The sequence below is a fragment of the Lelliottia jeotgali genome (assembly GCF_016771845.1).
GTDB classification, from domain to species: Bacteria; Pseudomonadota; Gammaproteobacteria; order Enterobacterales; family Enterobacteriaceae; genus Enterobacter; species Enterobacter jeotgali.
Genome location: NZ_JAENMQ010000001.1, coordinates 1176385 through 1189588, shown reverse-complemented (window position 1 = coordinate 1189588; position 13204 = coordinate 1176385). Strand labels below are relative to the sequence as shown.

Annotated in this window: 14 protein-coding genes; 11 read left to right on the top strand and 3 right to left on the bottom strand. The window is 45.6% G+C overall.

The features are described 5' to 3' along the window. Nucleotides 1-115 precede the first annotated feature (115 nt). Nucleotides 116-1339 carry an alanine transaminase gene (gene alaC, locus JBO43_RS05605; protein ID WP_095282805.1) on the top strand — a complete coding sequence of 408 codons (1224 nt, stop codon included), beginning with the start codon at nucleotides 116-118 and terminating at the stop codon, nucleotides 1337-1339. Nucleotides 1340-1417: 78 nt separating this feature from the next. Here alaC and ypdK read toward each other — a convergent pair whose 3' ends face one another. The 3 genes from ypdK to JBO43_RS05590 all read right to left on the bottom strand — a co-directional run bounded on the left by ypdK (nucleotide 1418) and on the right by JBO43_RS05590 (nucleotide 3352). Beyond that, complete coding sequence (gene ypdK, locus JBO43_RS05600; RefSeq protein WP_099458937.1) at nucleotides 1418-1489, bottom strand: membrane protein YpdK; 72 nt, start codon at nucleotides 1487-1489, stop codon at nucleotides 1418-1420. Nucleotides 1490-1844: 355 nt separating this feature from the next. Beyond that, a complete protein-coding gene (gene lpxP / locus JBO43_RS05595) occupies nucleotides 1845-2765 on the bottom strand; it encodes a kdo(2)-lipid IV(A) palmitoleoyltransferase (protein ID WP_095282804.1) in 921 nt (306 codons plus the stop codon). Nucleotides 2766-3118: 353 nt separating this feature from the next. Beyond that, complete coding sequence (locus JBO43_RS05590) at nucleotides 3119-3352, bottom strand: hypothetical protein (protein ID WP_202673871.1); 234 nt, start codon at nucleotides 3350-3352, stop codon at nucleotides 3119-3121. A 229-nt stretch (nucleotides 3353-3581) separates the two neighbouring features. Between JBO43_RS05590 and JBO43_RS05585 the strand changes: the two genes are divergently transcribed. The 10 genes from JBO43_RS05585 (at nucleotide 3582) to JBO43_RS05540 (ending at nucleotide 13204) form a co-directional block, all read left to right on the top strand. Next, on the top strand, nucleotides 3582-3803 hold the full coding sequence (locus JBO43_RS05585) for a helix-turn-helix transcriptional regulator (protein ID WP_407929811.1): 222 nt from the start codon (nucleotides 3582-3584) through the stop codon (nucleotides 3801-3803). 11 nt (nucleotides 3804-3814) lie between these two features. Continuing rightward, on the top strand, nucleotides 3815-4675 hold the full coding sequence (locus JBO43_RS05580) for a hypothetical protein (RefSeq protein WP_202673869.1): 861 nt from the start codon (nucleotides 3815-3817) through the stop codon (nucleotides 4673-4675). Nucleotides 4676-4694: 19 nt separating this feature from the next. Further along, entirely contained in the window at nucleotides 4695-5699 is a 1005-nt protein-coding gene (locus JBO43_RS05575; protein WP_202673868.1) for a P2 family phage major capsid protein, read from the top strand. Nucleotides 5700-5807: 108 nt separating this feature from the next. After that, complete coding sequence (locus JBO43_RS05570; protein WP_202673960.1) at nucleotides 5808-6380, top strand: host cell division inhibitor Icd-like protein; 573 nt, start codon at nucleotides 5808-5810, stop codon at nucleotides 6378-6380. Beyond that, nucleotides 6377-6616 (top strand): hypothetical protein, encoded by a 240-nt coding sequence (locus JBO43_RS05565; RefSeq protein WP_202673867.1) that lies wholly within the window; start codon nucleotides 6377-6379, stop codon nucleotides 6614-6616. The genes JBO43_RS05570 and JBO43_RS05565 overlap by 4 nt, the downstream gene beginning before the upstream one ends. Beyond that, nucleotides 6606-7016, top strand: coding sequence for a DUF5375 family protein (locus JBO43_RS05560; protein ID WP_202673866.1), 411 nt, complete (start codon nucleotides 6606-6608; stop codon nucleotides 7014-7016). The genes JBO43_RS05565 and JBO43_RS05560 overlap by 11 nt, the downstream gene beginning before the upstream one ends. Continuing rightward, nucleotides 7013-9700 (top strand): DUF927 domain-containing protein, encoded by a 2688-nt coding sequence (locus JBO43_RS05555; protein WP_202673865.1) that lies wholly within the window; start codon nucleotides 7013-7015, stop codon nucleotides 9698-9700. The genes JBO43_RS05560 and JBO43_RS05555 overlap by 4 nt, the downstream gene beginning before the upstream one ends. 284 nt (nucleotides 9701-9984) lie before the next feature. Continuing rightward, a complete protein-coding gene (locus tag JBO43_RS05550) occupies nucleotides 9985-10257 on the top strand; it encodes an Ogr/Delta-like zinc finger protein (protein ID WP_202673864.1) in 273 nt (90 codons plus the stop codon). A 722-nt stretch (nucleotides 10258-10979) separates the two neighbouring features. Next, nucleotides 10980-12164, top strand: a complete 1185-nt coding sequence (locus JBO43_RS05545) for a reverse transcriptase family protein (RefSeq protein WP_202673863.1) — start codon at nucleotides 10980-10982, stop codon at nucleotides 12162-12164. Further along, on the top strand, nucleotides 12164-13204 hold the full coding sequence (locus JBO43_RS05540; protein ID WP_202673862.1) for a retron Ec48 family effector membrane protein: 1041 nt from the start codon (nucleotides 12164-12166) through the stop codon (nucleotides 13202-13204). Before JBO43_RS05545 ends, JBO43_RS05540 begins: the two co-directional genes overlap by 1 nt.

The following is a 13204-nucleotide window of genomic DNA, read 5'->3' as shown; positions in this document are numbered from 1 at the left end:
ATTTTTTCGTTACCCTCTCGACAGCGGCTTTTCAATCAGGCTATTTTCTAAGCATGCCACAATCGTGGCAGCGTCGCTCGGACGGTCCGGGCGCTCACGTGAATCTGAGGAATCTATGGCTGAATCCAGTCCTGAACGCCGTTTTACGCGTATCGATCGTCTCCCCCCTTATGTTTTTAATATCACTGCTGAACTGAAAATGGCTGCGCGTCGGCGCGGCGAAGACATTATCGATTTCAGCATGGGTAATCCTGATGGCCCCACGCCGCCGCATATTGTTGAAAAGCTCTGCACTGTGGCGCAGCGCCCGGATACTCACGGTTACTCCACGTCGCGCGGTATTCCGCGTTTACGTCGGGCGATCTCTCGCTGGTATCAGGATCGCTATCACGTAGAAATCGACCCAGAAAGCGAAGCCATCGTGACCATCGGTTCGAAAGAAGGGCTGGCGCACCTGATGCTGGCGACGCTGGATCACGGTGACACGGTGCTGGTGCCAAACCCGAGCTACCCGATCCATATCTATGGCGCGGTGATCGCCGGGGCGCAGGTTCGCTCTGTCCCGCTGGTTGAGGGCGTCGACTTTTTCAACGAACTCGAACGCGCAATTCGTGAAAGCTATCCAAAACCGAAAATGATGATCCTCGGATTCCCGTCGAACCCTACGGCGCAGTGCGTCGAGCTGGAGTTCTTCGAGAAAGTCGTGGCGCTGGCGAAGCGCTACGACGTGCTGGTGGTGCACGATCTGGCGTATGCCGATATCGTGTATGACGGCTGGAAAGCGCCGTCTATTATGCAGGTGCCGGGTGCGCGCGACGTCGCCGTTGAGTTCTTTACGCTATCAAAAAGCTACAACATGGCGGGCTGGCGTATCGGATTTATGGTCGGTAATAAAACGCTGGTAAACGCCCTGGCGAGAATCAAGAGTTACCACGATTACGGCACCTTTACGCCGCTCCAGGTCGCCGCAATTGCCGCGCTGGAAGGCGATCAGCAATGCGTACATGACATCGCAGCGCAGTACAAACGTCGCCGCGATGTGCTGGTAAAAGGCTTGCACGAGGCGGGCTGGATGGTTGAGATGCCGAAAGCCTCGATGTACGTCTGGGCCAAAATCCCTGAGCACTACGCTGCAATGGGGTCTCTGGAGTTTGCCAAAAAACTGCTCCAGGATGCAAAAGTGTGCGTCTCTCCGGGCATCGGTTTCGGTGACTATGGTGATACCCACGTACGCTTTGCGCTGATCGAAAACAGCGATCGCATTCGCCAGGCGATAAGAGGCATTAAAGGGATGTTCCGCGCAGACGGGTTGTTGCCGGTAGAGAGAAAATCGGAATAGGCAATGTGCCCGTAAAAATGCGTGCATAAAAAAACAGGAGCCTAATGGCTCCTGTTTTTTTAACTGTATTTTCTTCGCTCAGATCATCAGGGCAAAGGTTCCGGCCCAGACTAAAACAATCACCGAAATGCCCATAAAGAAATATTTCACGTTCATCGCTCCGCGCATCAAAAGATACGCCTTAAAAACAAAGTCCAACTGAGTATAGAGAGTTGAAATCAGACCAAACCGGAAATAAGAATTATCCCGTAACGTCGATGACTCCAGCTCAGAATTCTGTGCGTTCCCGTTGCCAGACGGCGCTAATGTACGCCTAAATACAGGGGGGAGCAAGGGGCATTTTTTCTCATTATTTCCGTAGCTTACGACTGTCGTGGAACGGCGACAGTATAATTTCACAGCGGAATAAATAACGTTGAGCGAAGGGGTAATAAGACAATTTCGGCAGGTGATTACAGGTGACTGAAAAGGTTAGTTTCTTAGCGAAACTAACCGTTCGAAGAGGCTAGATGTAGAGCGAGGTTTCACCCACAGGGCGAGTCTTAAAGCGGCGATGTACCCAGAGATATTGTTCGGGTGCGCGCATGATTTCGTTTTCGATAACTTTGTTAATGTAGGTCGCTGCGGCTTGCTCATCCTGCGGGTAATTATGCAGTTCTGGCGAGATAAACAAACGATAGCCCGACTTATCCGCTTTTCTGATCATGGTAACCGTGAGCATTGGCGATCCGGACAGGCGTGAAATCACAAACGTGCCGTTGGTGGTGGCGACATCTTTCACCGCGAAGAAGGGCGCAAAACTGCTGCCTTTGCGTCCGTAATCTTGATCGGGCGCGAACCACACCGCTTCACCTTTCTTCAGGGCATTGACCAGACCGCGCAGATTGTTGCGGCTGATCATCGCTTTATTCGAGCGCATACGGCCACGTGTTTGCACCCATTCCATCAGCCGATTGTTATGCGGACGGTAGGTTGCCATCATCGGCTGACACAGCCCCATGACGCGGCCGCCCAATTCGAGTGACATAAAATGTACGCCGATGACCATCACGCCACGATTCTGTGCCTGCACCTGCTGCAGGTTTTCCAGGCCTTCGACATCAAACCATTTGCGCACGCGCGCGTCCGGCCAGAACCAGGCCATGCCGGTCTCCAGCAGTGCCATGCCTATGGATTTGAAATTCTCGGCGATCAGTTTGTCACGCTGCTCAGCAGTATATTGAGGAAAACATAATTCCAGATTTCTGCGGGCGATGGATTCACGGCGTTTCAAAAAGTAACGTGAAGCGCTGCCTAAACTTGAGCCAAGCACTTGTATAGCGGGATAGGGCAATTGAACGAGCAACCAGAGCAGGCCAAGACCGAACCATGTGAGCCAGTAACGTGGGTGAAGAAATGCACGTTCAAATTTGCATTGAGACAAAATAGTGGACCTATATAAAACCTGAGAAGGTAGCGCAAACGTTGCGTTACAACATACTGATTTAGACCGTAGTTTAGGGTGATGGTTTCAGGCCTTACCCAACTTTACGGCGTTGCCAGACCACTGCCGAGATAAGGCGGGTTGCGTAGAGTAGCACCCTTATACAATCTGTGCTATGACTTGTTTTTCATGAAATTATGCCGCTCTGGGACCATTTATATTATGGAATAAAAGAAGAGGGGTGATGGCTTTATTTTGTGACGAGTAAGAGTAGTGAAGAGGTGTAAAGTGTCCCCTGCAGGAATCGAATTTGCATCATAACTCATTGAATAAATTGTTTATTTATATTATATAATCTATTTTATATACACATACTTATACATGCATATTTCTCCTTGATAATTTGTCTGGTATGGGGACATTCTGAAAAGCCTCCAGCCTCCAGCCTCCAGCCTCCAGCCTCCAGCCTCCAGCCTCCAGCCTCCAGCCTCCAGCCTCCAGCCTCCAGCCTCCAGCCTCCAGCCTCCAGCCTCCAGCCTCCAGCCTCCAGCCTCCAGCCTTTTATTATTACAAATTGTTACATATTTCATTCGTCAAATTTGATGATTATCAGCGGTTAACAGCTGTTGCCAATAGTTGTTGCTCAATAATATTAAGTAATATTGGTCTATATTTGTCACAAGGTGGCATTCAATATTTTTGAATGACTCTAATTGAGGCTTCCTTTACGAATAAATTTATCTGTGTAAGTATAGAAACATCCAATCAGGACTAATTCAGAAGTAAATATTAATTATAAAGGGCAAAACTATGAGTTTTATGTCTCAAAGCGATTCGGCATATAAAAAATTAAGGCTTTTAAGAATGATGGATGTAATAAAATTAACAGGCCTACCAAAATCAACGATTTATCTAAAGATAAAAAATAAAGAATTCCCTGATCAAGTGTCTATTGGCGCTCGATCTGTCGCATGGGTAGAAACAGAAATCAATGAATGGATAGAGAGAAACATTCAGAACAGAAAGAGTAATTGCTCATAGGAGGCTGTGAAATGGTAAGTGCTCAAAATGGAAATGAACTATTGTCAATTAAAAATGAAAGTGCATCGCTTTTAAATAGTTATCAGCCAAGCATCTTTAAAGATGAATATAGTGATGCAGCATGTATTGTAAGAATAATAGAGATTTACTCTTTAAATAAATTTCGCGGAAAGGGAGAAAAACTACATTCTTTAACTGGACTGACAATCCCCGATACAGAAGCAGTTGCAGATGAAATCAATCTTTTGATGAGTCGATTTGAAAGGCTGTGTCACTGTGAAGAAGAAGAGTTATCTTTTAGACAAAGGGATGTTGCTTCTGCTGAGTACGCGTTAAAAAATGCAGGATTAAATGTTAACTCAAGAACGGTTGCTGAAGTCAAAAACAAAAATGCTGTGAAAGTGACACGTGATGCTTATGAAAGACAATACAATTCAGCAAAATCACGGCTAAAAGAACAGCAATCGCGCGTAAGTATCTTCAGAGGATTCGGAGGTTTGCTACTTGAAGAGGCTGAACATATTGGTAAGAACATTAGTAAAAAATATCAGAATTCGTTTTCCAGACAGTTAACTTCCCCAACCGAGTTTATTAATATTTTAAACGATGCAGTTTTAGTTCGGGATGTGAGATTTATCATGGCTGCTCTGTGTGCATTGGATAAAGCAGTTGATCACATTCTTAAGTGCTGCAAATTTCCAAATGACCGTTACGAACTGGATAGGGGCGGGGTTAGTCGAACTATGGCCTACCGGGAGTATTATCGTGCTGAAAATGCAATTTTACGCTCCGTAGTAAGCGATCACGAGTATGCCGAGCATGCTGTAAAATTTAATCAGTTATCCGACTTCAAGAAAAAAATCTTTTCTTAAATAATATAAAGGGAAAAATATGTACGCATTCAAAGCCGAAAGGCCGGACGCTGCACGCCGTTATCACAGTAAATTCGTATCTGGTACAAATTATCAGGATGATTCCAGCAGACGCTTTGCATTGAGCAAGCCAACTGAAAATTTATTGCGAAGCTCAATTCTTGAGTCTGGTTGGTTAATTAATAATATTACGTTGCGCGATGTTAATGCTGTTTCAGGTAATGCCATAAATATTGGAGCCAGCGAATTGCATACAGGCCGAGTTCATGGTGGCAGATTCAGTAAGATGTTAGCGGTAAATGGTACTGAGTTTTTTCTATCCGAAACGGACACTTGTGCACGAATCAGCTATTTAGATATGTCACATATTTATAATACAAGTGTTCAGGGTGAATTCGATAAAACGATCTCTACTTTTTTTAGCCAGGCTTATGCGCTGGATATGCTGCGGGTTGGTTTTAATGGTGAGTCGATTGCGGATACGACTGATCCAGAGATGAATAAAAAAGGTGAAGACGTAAACATCGGGTGGCATGCGCTGGCAAAAGACTATCAGGATGGTCAACAGGTTTTAAGCACCCCTATTACACTCGGAGATACCGGGGAATGGAAGAATCTTGACCTGCTTGCTAACCACCTCATTACAGAGCTGATTGCCGAACCTTATCGTGAAGATCCGCGCCTGGTGGTTCTGGTTGGCGCTGAACTAGCTGCTAAACAGCGCCTTAAGCTTTTTAACACAGCTGATCGCCCGGCAGATGTAGATGCCGCACAAATGGCAGTCAGTTCCGTAGCTGGCCGTTTTGCTTTTGTTCCGCCCTTTATGCCGGGCAAACGTCTTGCGATAACTACGCTGGATAATCTGCACATTTACACCCAGTCACGCACTCGCTCGTTTCGGGCTGAGTTTGATGATGAGAAATGTGAATACGTGAATTCTTATCTTCGCAATGAAGGCTATGCGCTAGGAGAGCCGGAGCTTTATGCGGCTGTTGATGAGAGTGCAGTGACTTTTTCTGACTGAGACTTTAGAAACAAAAAGACCCGCCAAAAGCGGGTCTTATGCACAGCAACAGGATTATGAAAAACCGAAACTTCGGTCTGAGGTTTAAGAATGCCAGGGTTTATCTATATGTTCAACAAACATAATTCGGTTATAAAATTCTTGCACCATGCTAATTGCTCGGGCTATATTCGCAGCGTTGCCGCAAAATCGGCAACCGGGCGTAGGAACCCGAGTAATCTAACGGCGACACAACACGCGCCAGGCGTGTTTTTTTGTGTCGTAGCTTTGACTCACCTTTATTTAATGGTGTGGCGATTAATCGTTTCTTGTCTTTTTTTGCGCCACATTGTCAGAATTATGGTAGTCCAGGCGGGGCAGCTTTCGGGCTGGCCGGTATCCGTTAGAGCCGGTATTCCTACCCCCGTCTGGGCTACCACCCATGAGTGTAGGAACTCCGGTGGTAGCTTTACACGCTATCTAACGGAGACTGCCACCATGGCTACGATCCCTGCTTTTTCTCGCCCCCAATTTACCTTTGTATTTCTCGCTGTTCGCCGTGCTGACTATGCCGCACGTCCATTCGCTGTGCGTACTGTTGCAACCTGCGAACGTGCAGCACGTCTGAAACTCGTTGCTGAATTTGTACTGAGCTTCGCCGCACGTATTCCGATGAAAAATTTCGGGGAGGTGAGCGCATGAGCCATTTACCGATTACTAAACACGGTTGCACCTTGTCTGAAGCGGGCGAGAGCCGTCTTTTACGGGCTGCGCTGGCCAGCGAATTTCTTGCCGAAGTTCTGTCATTGCCTGCAATGAGTGGGCCGAGAACAGTTTCTGCTGAAGGGGCCGCAGCCATCATGGCCTGCATTGCCGATCAGCTGGAAGGTGTGGTGAGAGAAACCAGCACCATGAAAGGAGAAAGCGATGCGCGCTAATATCGGGGTTAACTCACCAGAATTTCGGGCGGCATTTCTGCGTTCCTTCATTGCTGATGCCTATATTTCCCTGATGATACGGGTTAATGGGGAAGCCGTGTATATCGAGGATGGCGAGTGTATCGAGCTGACACCAGATCGCGTGGCTATGAATATTCTTTATCACATTGAAGCGCCCTGGATTAACGAGTTCGGCCATGAAGAGGGTCATCGCCTGGCATGTGAAGTTCTGGAGCGAATGCTGTCACCCGGTTACATGGCTGAAAATATTCACCTTTCTGCATTTGGTGTTTCTGAGCTGCGTGAAGTGTACCGGGATATCGTTTTCGGTGCGCCCGATGGCGAAATACCTCCTGGTTTCAGCATAACCACTGCGGGAGTCGGGGAGGTGCTGCTATGAAAGTTCAGTCTGTATCTACGGTTTCAGGGGCGGCAAACGGGCACTGGCCAAACATCCTTTCCGCGTTAGGGATTAATGTTCCTTCCGCTCGACGCCACGGTGCCTGTCCAGCCTGCGGCGGAAAAGATCGCTTCCGTCTTGATGACAAAGAGGGGCGCGGTACATGGTTCTGTAATCAGTGCGGCAATGGTGATGGCCTTGATTTAGTTCGCCTGGTGACTGGGCGCACAGTGAAGGAAGTCGCGGGGATGGTTTCTGAGGTTCTGGCATTGCCTGAAGTACAGGATAAACCCGCTATGCCAGCCAGGAAAAAGGCGGAGGTAAAAGCAGCCGGGGCAGACCGCTATCAGAAACTTAAAAAGCTGTCTCAAAACGGTGAATCAGCCTATCTGACTGCGAAGGGGTTACAGGGTTACGCTTTGCCACTTCTTACTGGCACCATCAATCTGGCGGGGATGTCTTTTCCTGCCGATTCGCTGCTGCTGCCTTTAACTGACATCGTCGGGAATGTTACAGGCGGTCAGCTTATTAACTCAGACGGTGATAAAAGTCTGTTACCCGGCAGTCAGCTGTCAGGTGCTTTTATTGCTGTGGCTGATGTTCCGTCTGATGCTCCAGAACAGGTCATTATCACTGAAGGGTATGCCACTGCGTTGACGGTCAGCCTCCTGGCTGACGGTTGGATCGTTGCTGCCATTGCGGCCACAAATTTGGTAAAGGTTGCGGAGCAAATCCGCATTCGATGGCCGGACACCCGGATTATCCTGGCTGGAGATAATGATCTTGTTGACGGGAAAGAGAACACTGGCCGGGTATGGGCTGAAAAAGCGGCGAAGGCCGTAGATGGCTGGGTAACGCTTCCCCCGGTACGTCATAAAGCAGACTGGGATGATTATCGTCAGGAAACCGGGAAGGAAAGGGCGCGTGAAGCCTTCCGGGAGGAAATGACATTGCACGGAAAAGGGCAAACCAGATTGCCGCAGGGATTCAGGCTCACGAAAGAATATTTGTGGTACGACAAGCTGGTGAACAAATCCGATGGTGACACTGAGATCCGCAATATCAAGATTTGCAGCCCGCTGCGTGTGACTGCTATTACCAGCGATGCGGACGGCAGCAACTATGGCCGCCTGCTGGAATGGGAGGACACCAACGGCATGAGCCGAAAATGGGCAATGCCGATGGAAATGCTGGGCGGCAGCGGAGAGGAGCTGCGGCGCATACTGCTGGTTAATGGGCTTTCTTATATCAATATCAACGGGATGGCCAGAGCGCACCTGATGGAATACATCTCCCTGTGCAAGCCTGACAGAAAAGTGACCTGTGTAAATAAAACAGGCTGGCATGGCGGCGTTTATGTTCTTCAGGATGAAGTGATCGGCAGAGAGTCACAGTCTGTCATTCTCCAGACGTCCAGCGTTCAGGGGCGTGATTTTCGTGTTACTGGCACCACGAAAGAATGGCGGGAAAATATAGGCCGCTATTGCGTCAATAATGCCCGACTGGCCTTTGCCGTAAGCCTGGCATTCGCCGCGCCGCTTTTGAAGCTGGTTGGCATAGGTGGCGGCGGTTATCACCTTAAAGGTGAATCTACAGACGGTAAAACTACGACCATGAAAGTGGCAGCTTCGGTGTGTGGTGGTACGGATTTCTGGCACACATGGCGTGCTACCGGAAACGCGCTGGAAGGAACGGCCAGCCGCCGCAATGATGCCACACTGATGCTTGATGAAATCCGCGAAGTGGACGGCAGAGAGGCGGGAAATATTGCCTACATGCTGGCAAACGGCCAGGGCAAAGCCCGCGCCCGAACTGATGGTTCGGTACGTGAAACAAACCGCTGGAATCTGTTGTTTCTTTCCACGGGCGAGCTGTCACTGGTCGAGCACGCCGCCAATGCAGGAGAGCGAACCTACGCCGGGGTTGAAGTACGCATGATCCAGATCCCAAGTGACTCGGGCAAGCATGGTGTATTTGAAGAGCTGCACGGTTTTAGTGGCGGTAAAGCGCTGGCGGAGCATCTTGAACATGCCGTTATTCATCATCATGGCTCACCCTTCCGCGACTGGCTGCATTGTCTGACAGCTGATCTACCGGAACTGACCAGCCAGGCGAAAGCGCTGCTGAAGGACTACACCCGTAGGTTGACCCCTGCGGATGCAGGAAATCAGGTTGGGCGCGCCATTACCCGTTTTGCGCTGGTTGCGATGGCAGGAGAACTGGCCACACAAGCCGGGATAACCGGATGGCCCGAAGGTGAGGCGTTCAGGGCTGCTGAGTGTTGTCTGGCCTCATGGATGGCTGATCGTGGGCACACCGCGAACCAGGAGGATAAAACCGCACTGGAGCAGGTCAGGGATTATATGACACGTAACCAGTTCAGCCGCTTTGCTGACTGGCACGACGACAAGAACCGCCCACTGTCAATGATGGGGTTCAGGAAAGTGGACAAGGGCGACAACGTGACAGAATCCACTGTGACCTTCTACGTATTGCCATCTGGCTGGAAAGAAATTTGTAAAGGGTTCGATTCGCGAAAGGTAGCCAGATTATGTGTTGAAGCGGGCTGGCTGAAAGCCGGGGAGGACGGGAGAACGCAAAACAGCATTCGCCTGCCAGAAATAGGGCTTAAGCGTGTGTACCAGTTTAATACGCAAGTACTGGGTAGCGCCGATCCCGAATAGTAATCGCGTGAGTCTTATTTTTATCAGGTAACACTGGTAACAGAGGTAACAGAGGTAACAGGCAGTAACGACGAGGCTTGCCACTGTTACCAGTCAGAAATAGCCAGTGGTAACAGAGGTAACAAAAATCAGTGTGTTACCACTCGTTACCTCTTTTTTAGCTCACTGGTAACAGATTAAATTCAATTAAATCAACGATGTTACACGTGTTACCAGTGTTACACGTTCAGAACAAGAGGTAGGGATTCAAATCCCTTATTCTGGCTGGCAAAAGAGGAACAGCGATGCGAGTGCTGAAAATTAACTGCCCGGAGTGTATGTCTGCGGCAAAGGTGAGAAAGACAAACCGGAAACACCCTAAATTGTCAGATGTATACTGTTACTGTTCAAATGTTGAGTGTGGGCATACGTTCGTAATGAATATCTGTTTTTCTCACACCATTAGCCCCAGCGCTCTAAACGGCCAGGGAAGGGTTAAAGAGCTGATGGATGCTTTACCACCTGACGAGCGACAAAGAGCTTTAGAACTTTTGCTGGAGGCTAACGAGAGCCGGTAAACGAATCGACGGGAATGGCATTAACGTTCCCGGATTCGATTCATAAAATTTCAATCGTTTAAAGAATAAAACGCATATAATTCAACGCATTATATTTTTATGTTCTCGCCCTTATTCCTGAAAAGTCTCACCTAAAATTTATTATCCATTTATTATCAATGGCTTATATGGATTTCACTAAAATCTCAGTACCTCAAAACTGAAAAAAACTGAAATTATTTTCATCGTTTTCAGTAGCTATCTCTCAGTACATCCCCAGAATTGGTGCGGCTTGGCGCTATCATTTGTAAAAAAAACAAACTGAAAAATTTTTATGATCTGAAAACCGCAGGCGGGTGCGGTGTAGTGCGATTTTGGTGATTCGGTCACAATTTTGGTAGGTACTGAGAAAAATAACTGCAAACCCTTGAAACTCATAACGTCAATGATAATATCTTATCAGCGCAAACGTACCGTTTGCCTGCGGCAGTCAAAGTTTATAGTTTCTTAGCTTCCGCTCTCGCAGTGTACATGTGAGAGCGCCTGTGCAAACGTACAGGCTGGAACGGAACCCCCACAAAGCCTGGCCGGCAACGATGGGGCTGTAGCCGTCCTCAATTGCGTCCGGTCAAAGAATAGGGGCAGTTGCTAAGGGCTTTTGACGAAAGCATCCCTATTCTTTTGCCCTCTTGAGCATGAGGGAGGCCGGATGTAATTTTGATTTCTGAGCATGGAAAGTTATCATGATTACTGATATTCCGATAAAAAAACCAAACACAAATTCTCTGCGATCTCTGCACTCTTTAAGTTCTTGCTTGAATATTTCTCTCTCAGATTTAAATGAAGCTCGTGAGATGCCTTCACATTTGAGATATAAAAAGAAGCAAGTGAAAAAAATAAATGGAGATTCTCGAGATGTTTATGACCCTCATCCCTTAATTAGACGTATACAAAAAAGAATTAACAATAGAATATTCAAAGAACTGATTATTTGGCCTGGCTTTATATATGGCTCAGTCCCAACCAACAAAGAAGAGAAAAAAGCAGGCATTGAACGGCATTATATTGCATGCGCAAAACAACATTGCAATGCTAAGACCATACTTAAAGTAGATATTAAGAATTTTTTTGATAACATACATCGAGATGTTGTTTATTCCATATTTCAGCGTGTTTTCAAATTTAAAGGTGAAGTTCTTAACTATTTGACGGATATCTGTTGCTTTGATCATAAAATCGTTCAAGGAGCGTTAACCTCAAGTTATATTGCTTCATTGTGTCTTTTTGATCTTGAGCATAATGTTGTAAATCGGGCCAGAAGAAAACAATTAGTTTACACTCGGTTGGTTGATGATATTACTGTTTCTTCAAAGTTAGTTGGTTACAATATGAATCAGATATTGGAACATATCAAATCCATGTTGGACGAAAAAGATTTGCCTTTAAACGAGGATAAAACTCAGGTTCATAACATTTCTACTGAGTCTTTGAAAGTTCATGGTCTGCGTATTTCTTTTAATGAACCTCGTTTACCTTCTGATGAGGTAGGGCGAATTAGAGCTTCTGTCCATAATTTAGAGCAGTTAGCGAAAAAAAATAACTCCATTACAAGCATAGCATATCGACTTGAATACAATAGGTGTGTGGGTAGAGTAAATAAGTTAGGGCGAGTCAAGCATGGGAAATATAAAATACTCTCCGCGAAGTTAAAGTTGATACAGCCCAAGGCAGCAAAAAGGGATATTGATAAAATTGAAAGGGCTGTACAGTTCTTAGAAAATTCTTATAAAGGTGGGAATTCTCAGAAAGACTATTATAAAAAGAAATATGATCTGGCATTTTTTAATTTAATTATTCTAAGAAGAACTGCGGGGTTCGTTTCAATCGCAGATGGTTTTAAAAAACGTCTTGAAAAGGTTAAGTATTAATGATTGGTTTTAATAAGCTCAGGGATGACTTTAAAGCTATGAATATGTCGTTCTATTTTCTTTATAGAGACATTTCTAGCGTAATATCACAACTACTTAGCAGCATTTGGGGATTTGTCACTTTAATCTTTAAAAGAGGTACAAACCAAGGTTCTTTGATAAGTCTTAAAAGAAGTTGGATTAGAGTCATCAAAAGATTTAAATGTGTATTTAAACGCGCCATAGCGCTCTTTATCACTTTGGTTATTTTTATAGTTAGTACACCTTTGTTTTTGATTAAGTTACCTTTAGTATGGCTCGGCAAACTACTTGATCGTATACCATTGGGTGACTTTGGCCGGGATAAAGAGATAAGAGGATTGATTTTAACTATTATCTCTGTATTTTTTATGGGTATTTTTTGTAGTGCGGTTGTTTCTGTTCTCACTATTTACAGTGAAAAACTCTATCAGAAAGACATTTGTTTTACTGATAAGTGTGTAACAACTTTTTTTACACATTTTAATAGTGTGTCTATTATTCTTCAGTCTGCTGCATGGTTAATTACATTAATTAGTACTATTGGCGGTATTGGTATTGCATTAATGACTTATAAAACTGGTGTGAAAAACAGTAACTTGACTAATCATATTTCACATTTGAATATGTTCAGGGATTACGTAAATGCTGAAATATCGAAAAGGAAATTTATATCACCAGATAAGGTAAATATATATAAGTGGTATAGTTTGATTTTTCCTTATTCAAAAAAAGGCGATGTCTCTATATCGCTCCAGTATAAAAATAAGATAGAGAAAATAATTGAGGTTATTACTGATGCAAATAATAAGATAACAGATCCATCTGGAAAATATGTCTATACTCATCATCAAATCAGTATGTTGGATGCTATTGGATTGCTAGGGGTGAAGATTAGTACAGGTCCAAAGAATGAGTTTGTTTTAATCGAAGAACAGGTGTTTGAGTTAATAGATTGTATAAATTTAACATTCACAGATATAAATATTGAATTATCCAGTGTAAAAAGAGCATATGTTTGA

What these genes read in the sequence shown, in the direction of transcription:
- alaC (WP_095282805.1), top strand. Translation starts at nt 116, where the DNA reads ATGGCTGAATCCAGTCCTGAACGCCGTTTTACGCGTATCGATCGTCTC.
- JBO43_RS05590 (WP_202673871.1), bottom strand. Translation starts at nt 3,352, where the DNA reads ATGAAATATGTAACAATTTGTAATAATAAAAGGCTGGAGGCTGGAGGC.
- JBO43_RS05585 (WP_407929811.1), top strand. Translation starts at nt 3,582, where the DNA reads ATGTCTCAAAGCGATTCGGCATATAAAAAATTAAGGCTTTTAAGAATG.
- JBO43_RS05580 (WP_202673869.1), top strand. Translation starts at nt 3,815, where the DNA reads ATGGTAAGTGCTCAAAATGGAAATGAACTATTGTCAATTAAAAATGAA.
- JBO43_RS05575 (WP_202673868.1), top strand. Translation starts at nt 4,695, where the DNA reads ATGTACGCATTCAAAGCCGAAAGGCCGGACGCTGCACGCCGTTATCAC.
- JBO43_RS05570 (WP_202673960.1), top strand. Translation starts at nt 5,808, where the DNA reads ATGTTCAACAAACATAATTCGGTTATAAAATTCTTGCACCATGCTAAT.
- JBO43_RS05565 (WP_202673867.1), top strand. Translation starts at nt 6,377, where the DNA reads ATGAGCCATTTACCGATTACTAAACACGGTTGCACCTTGTCTGAAGCG.
- JBO43_RS05560 (WP_202673866.1), top strand. Translation starts at nt 6,606, where the DNA reads ATGCGCGCTAATATCGGGGTTAACTCACCAGAATTTCGGGCGGCATTT.
- JBO43_RS05555 (WP_202673865.1), top strand. Translation starts at nt 7,013, where the DNA reads ATGAAAGTTCAGTCTGTATCTACGGTTTCAGGGGCGGCAAACGGGCAC.
- JBO43_RS05550 (WP_202673864.1), top strand. Translation starts at nt 9,985, where the DNA reads ATGCGAGTGCTGAAAATTAACTGCCCGGAGTGTATGTCTGCGGCAAAG.
- JBO43_RS05545 (WP_202673863.1), top strand. Translation starts at nt 10,980, where the DNA reads ATGATTACTGATATTCCGATAAAAAAACCAAACACAAATTCTCTGCGA.
- JBO43_RS05540 (WP_202673862.1), top strand. Translation starts at nt 12,164, where the DNA reads ATGATTGGTTTTAATAAGCTCAGGGATGACTTTAAAGCTATGAATATG.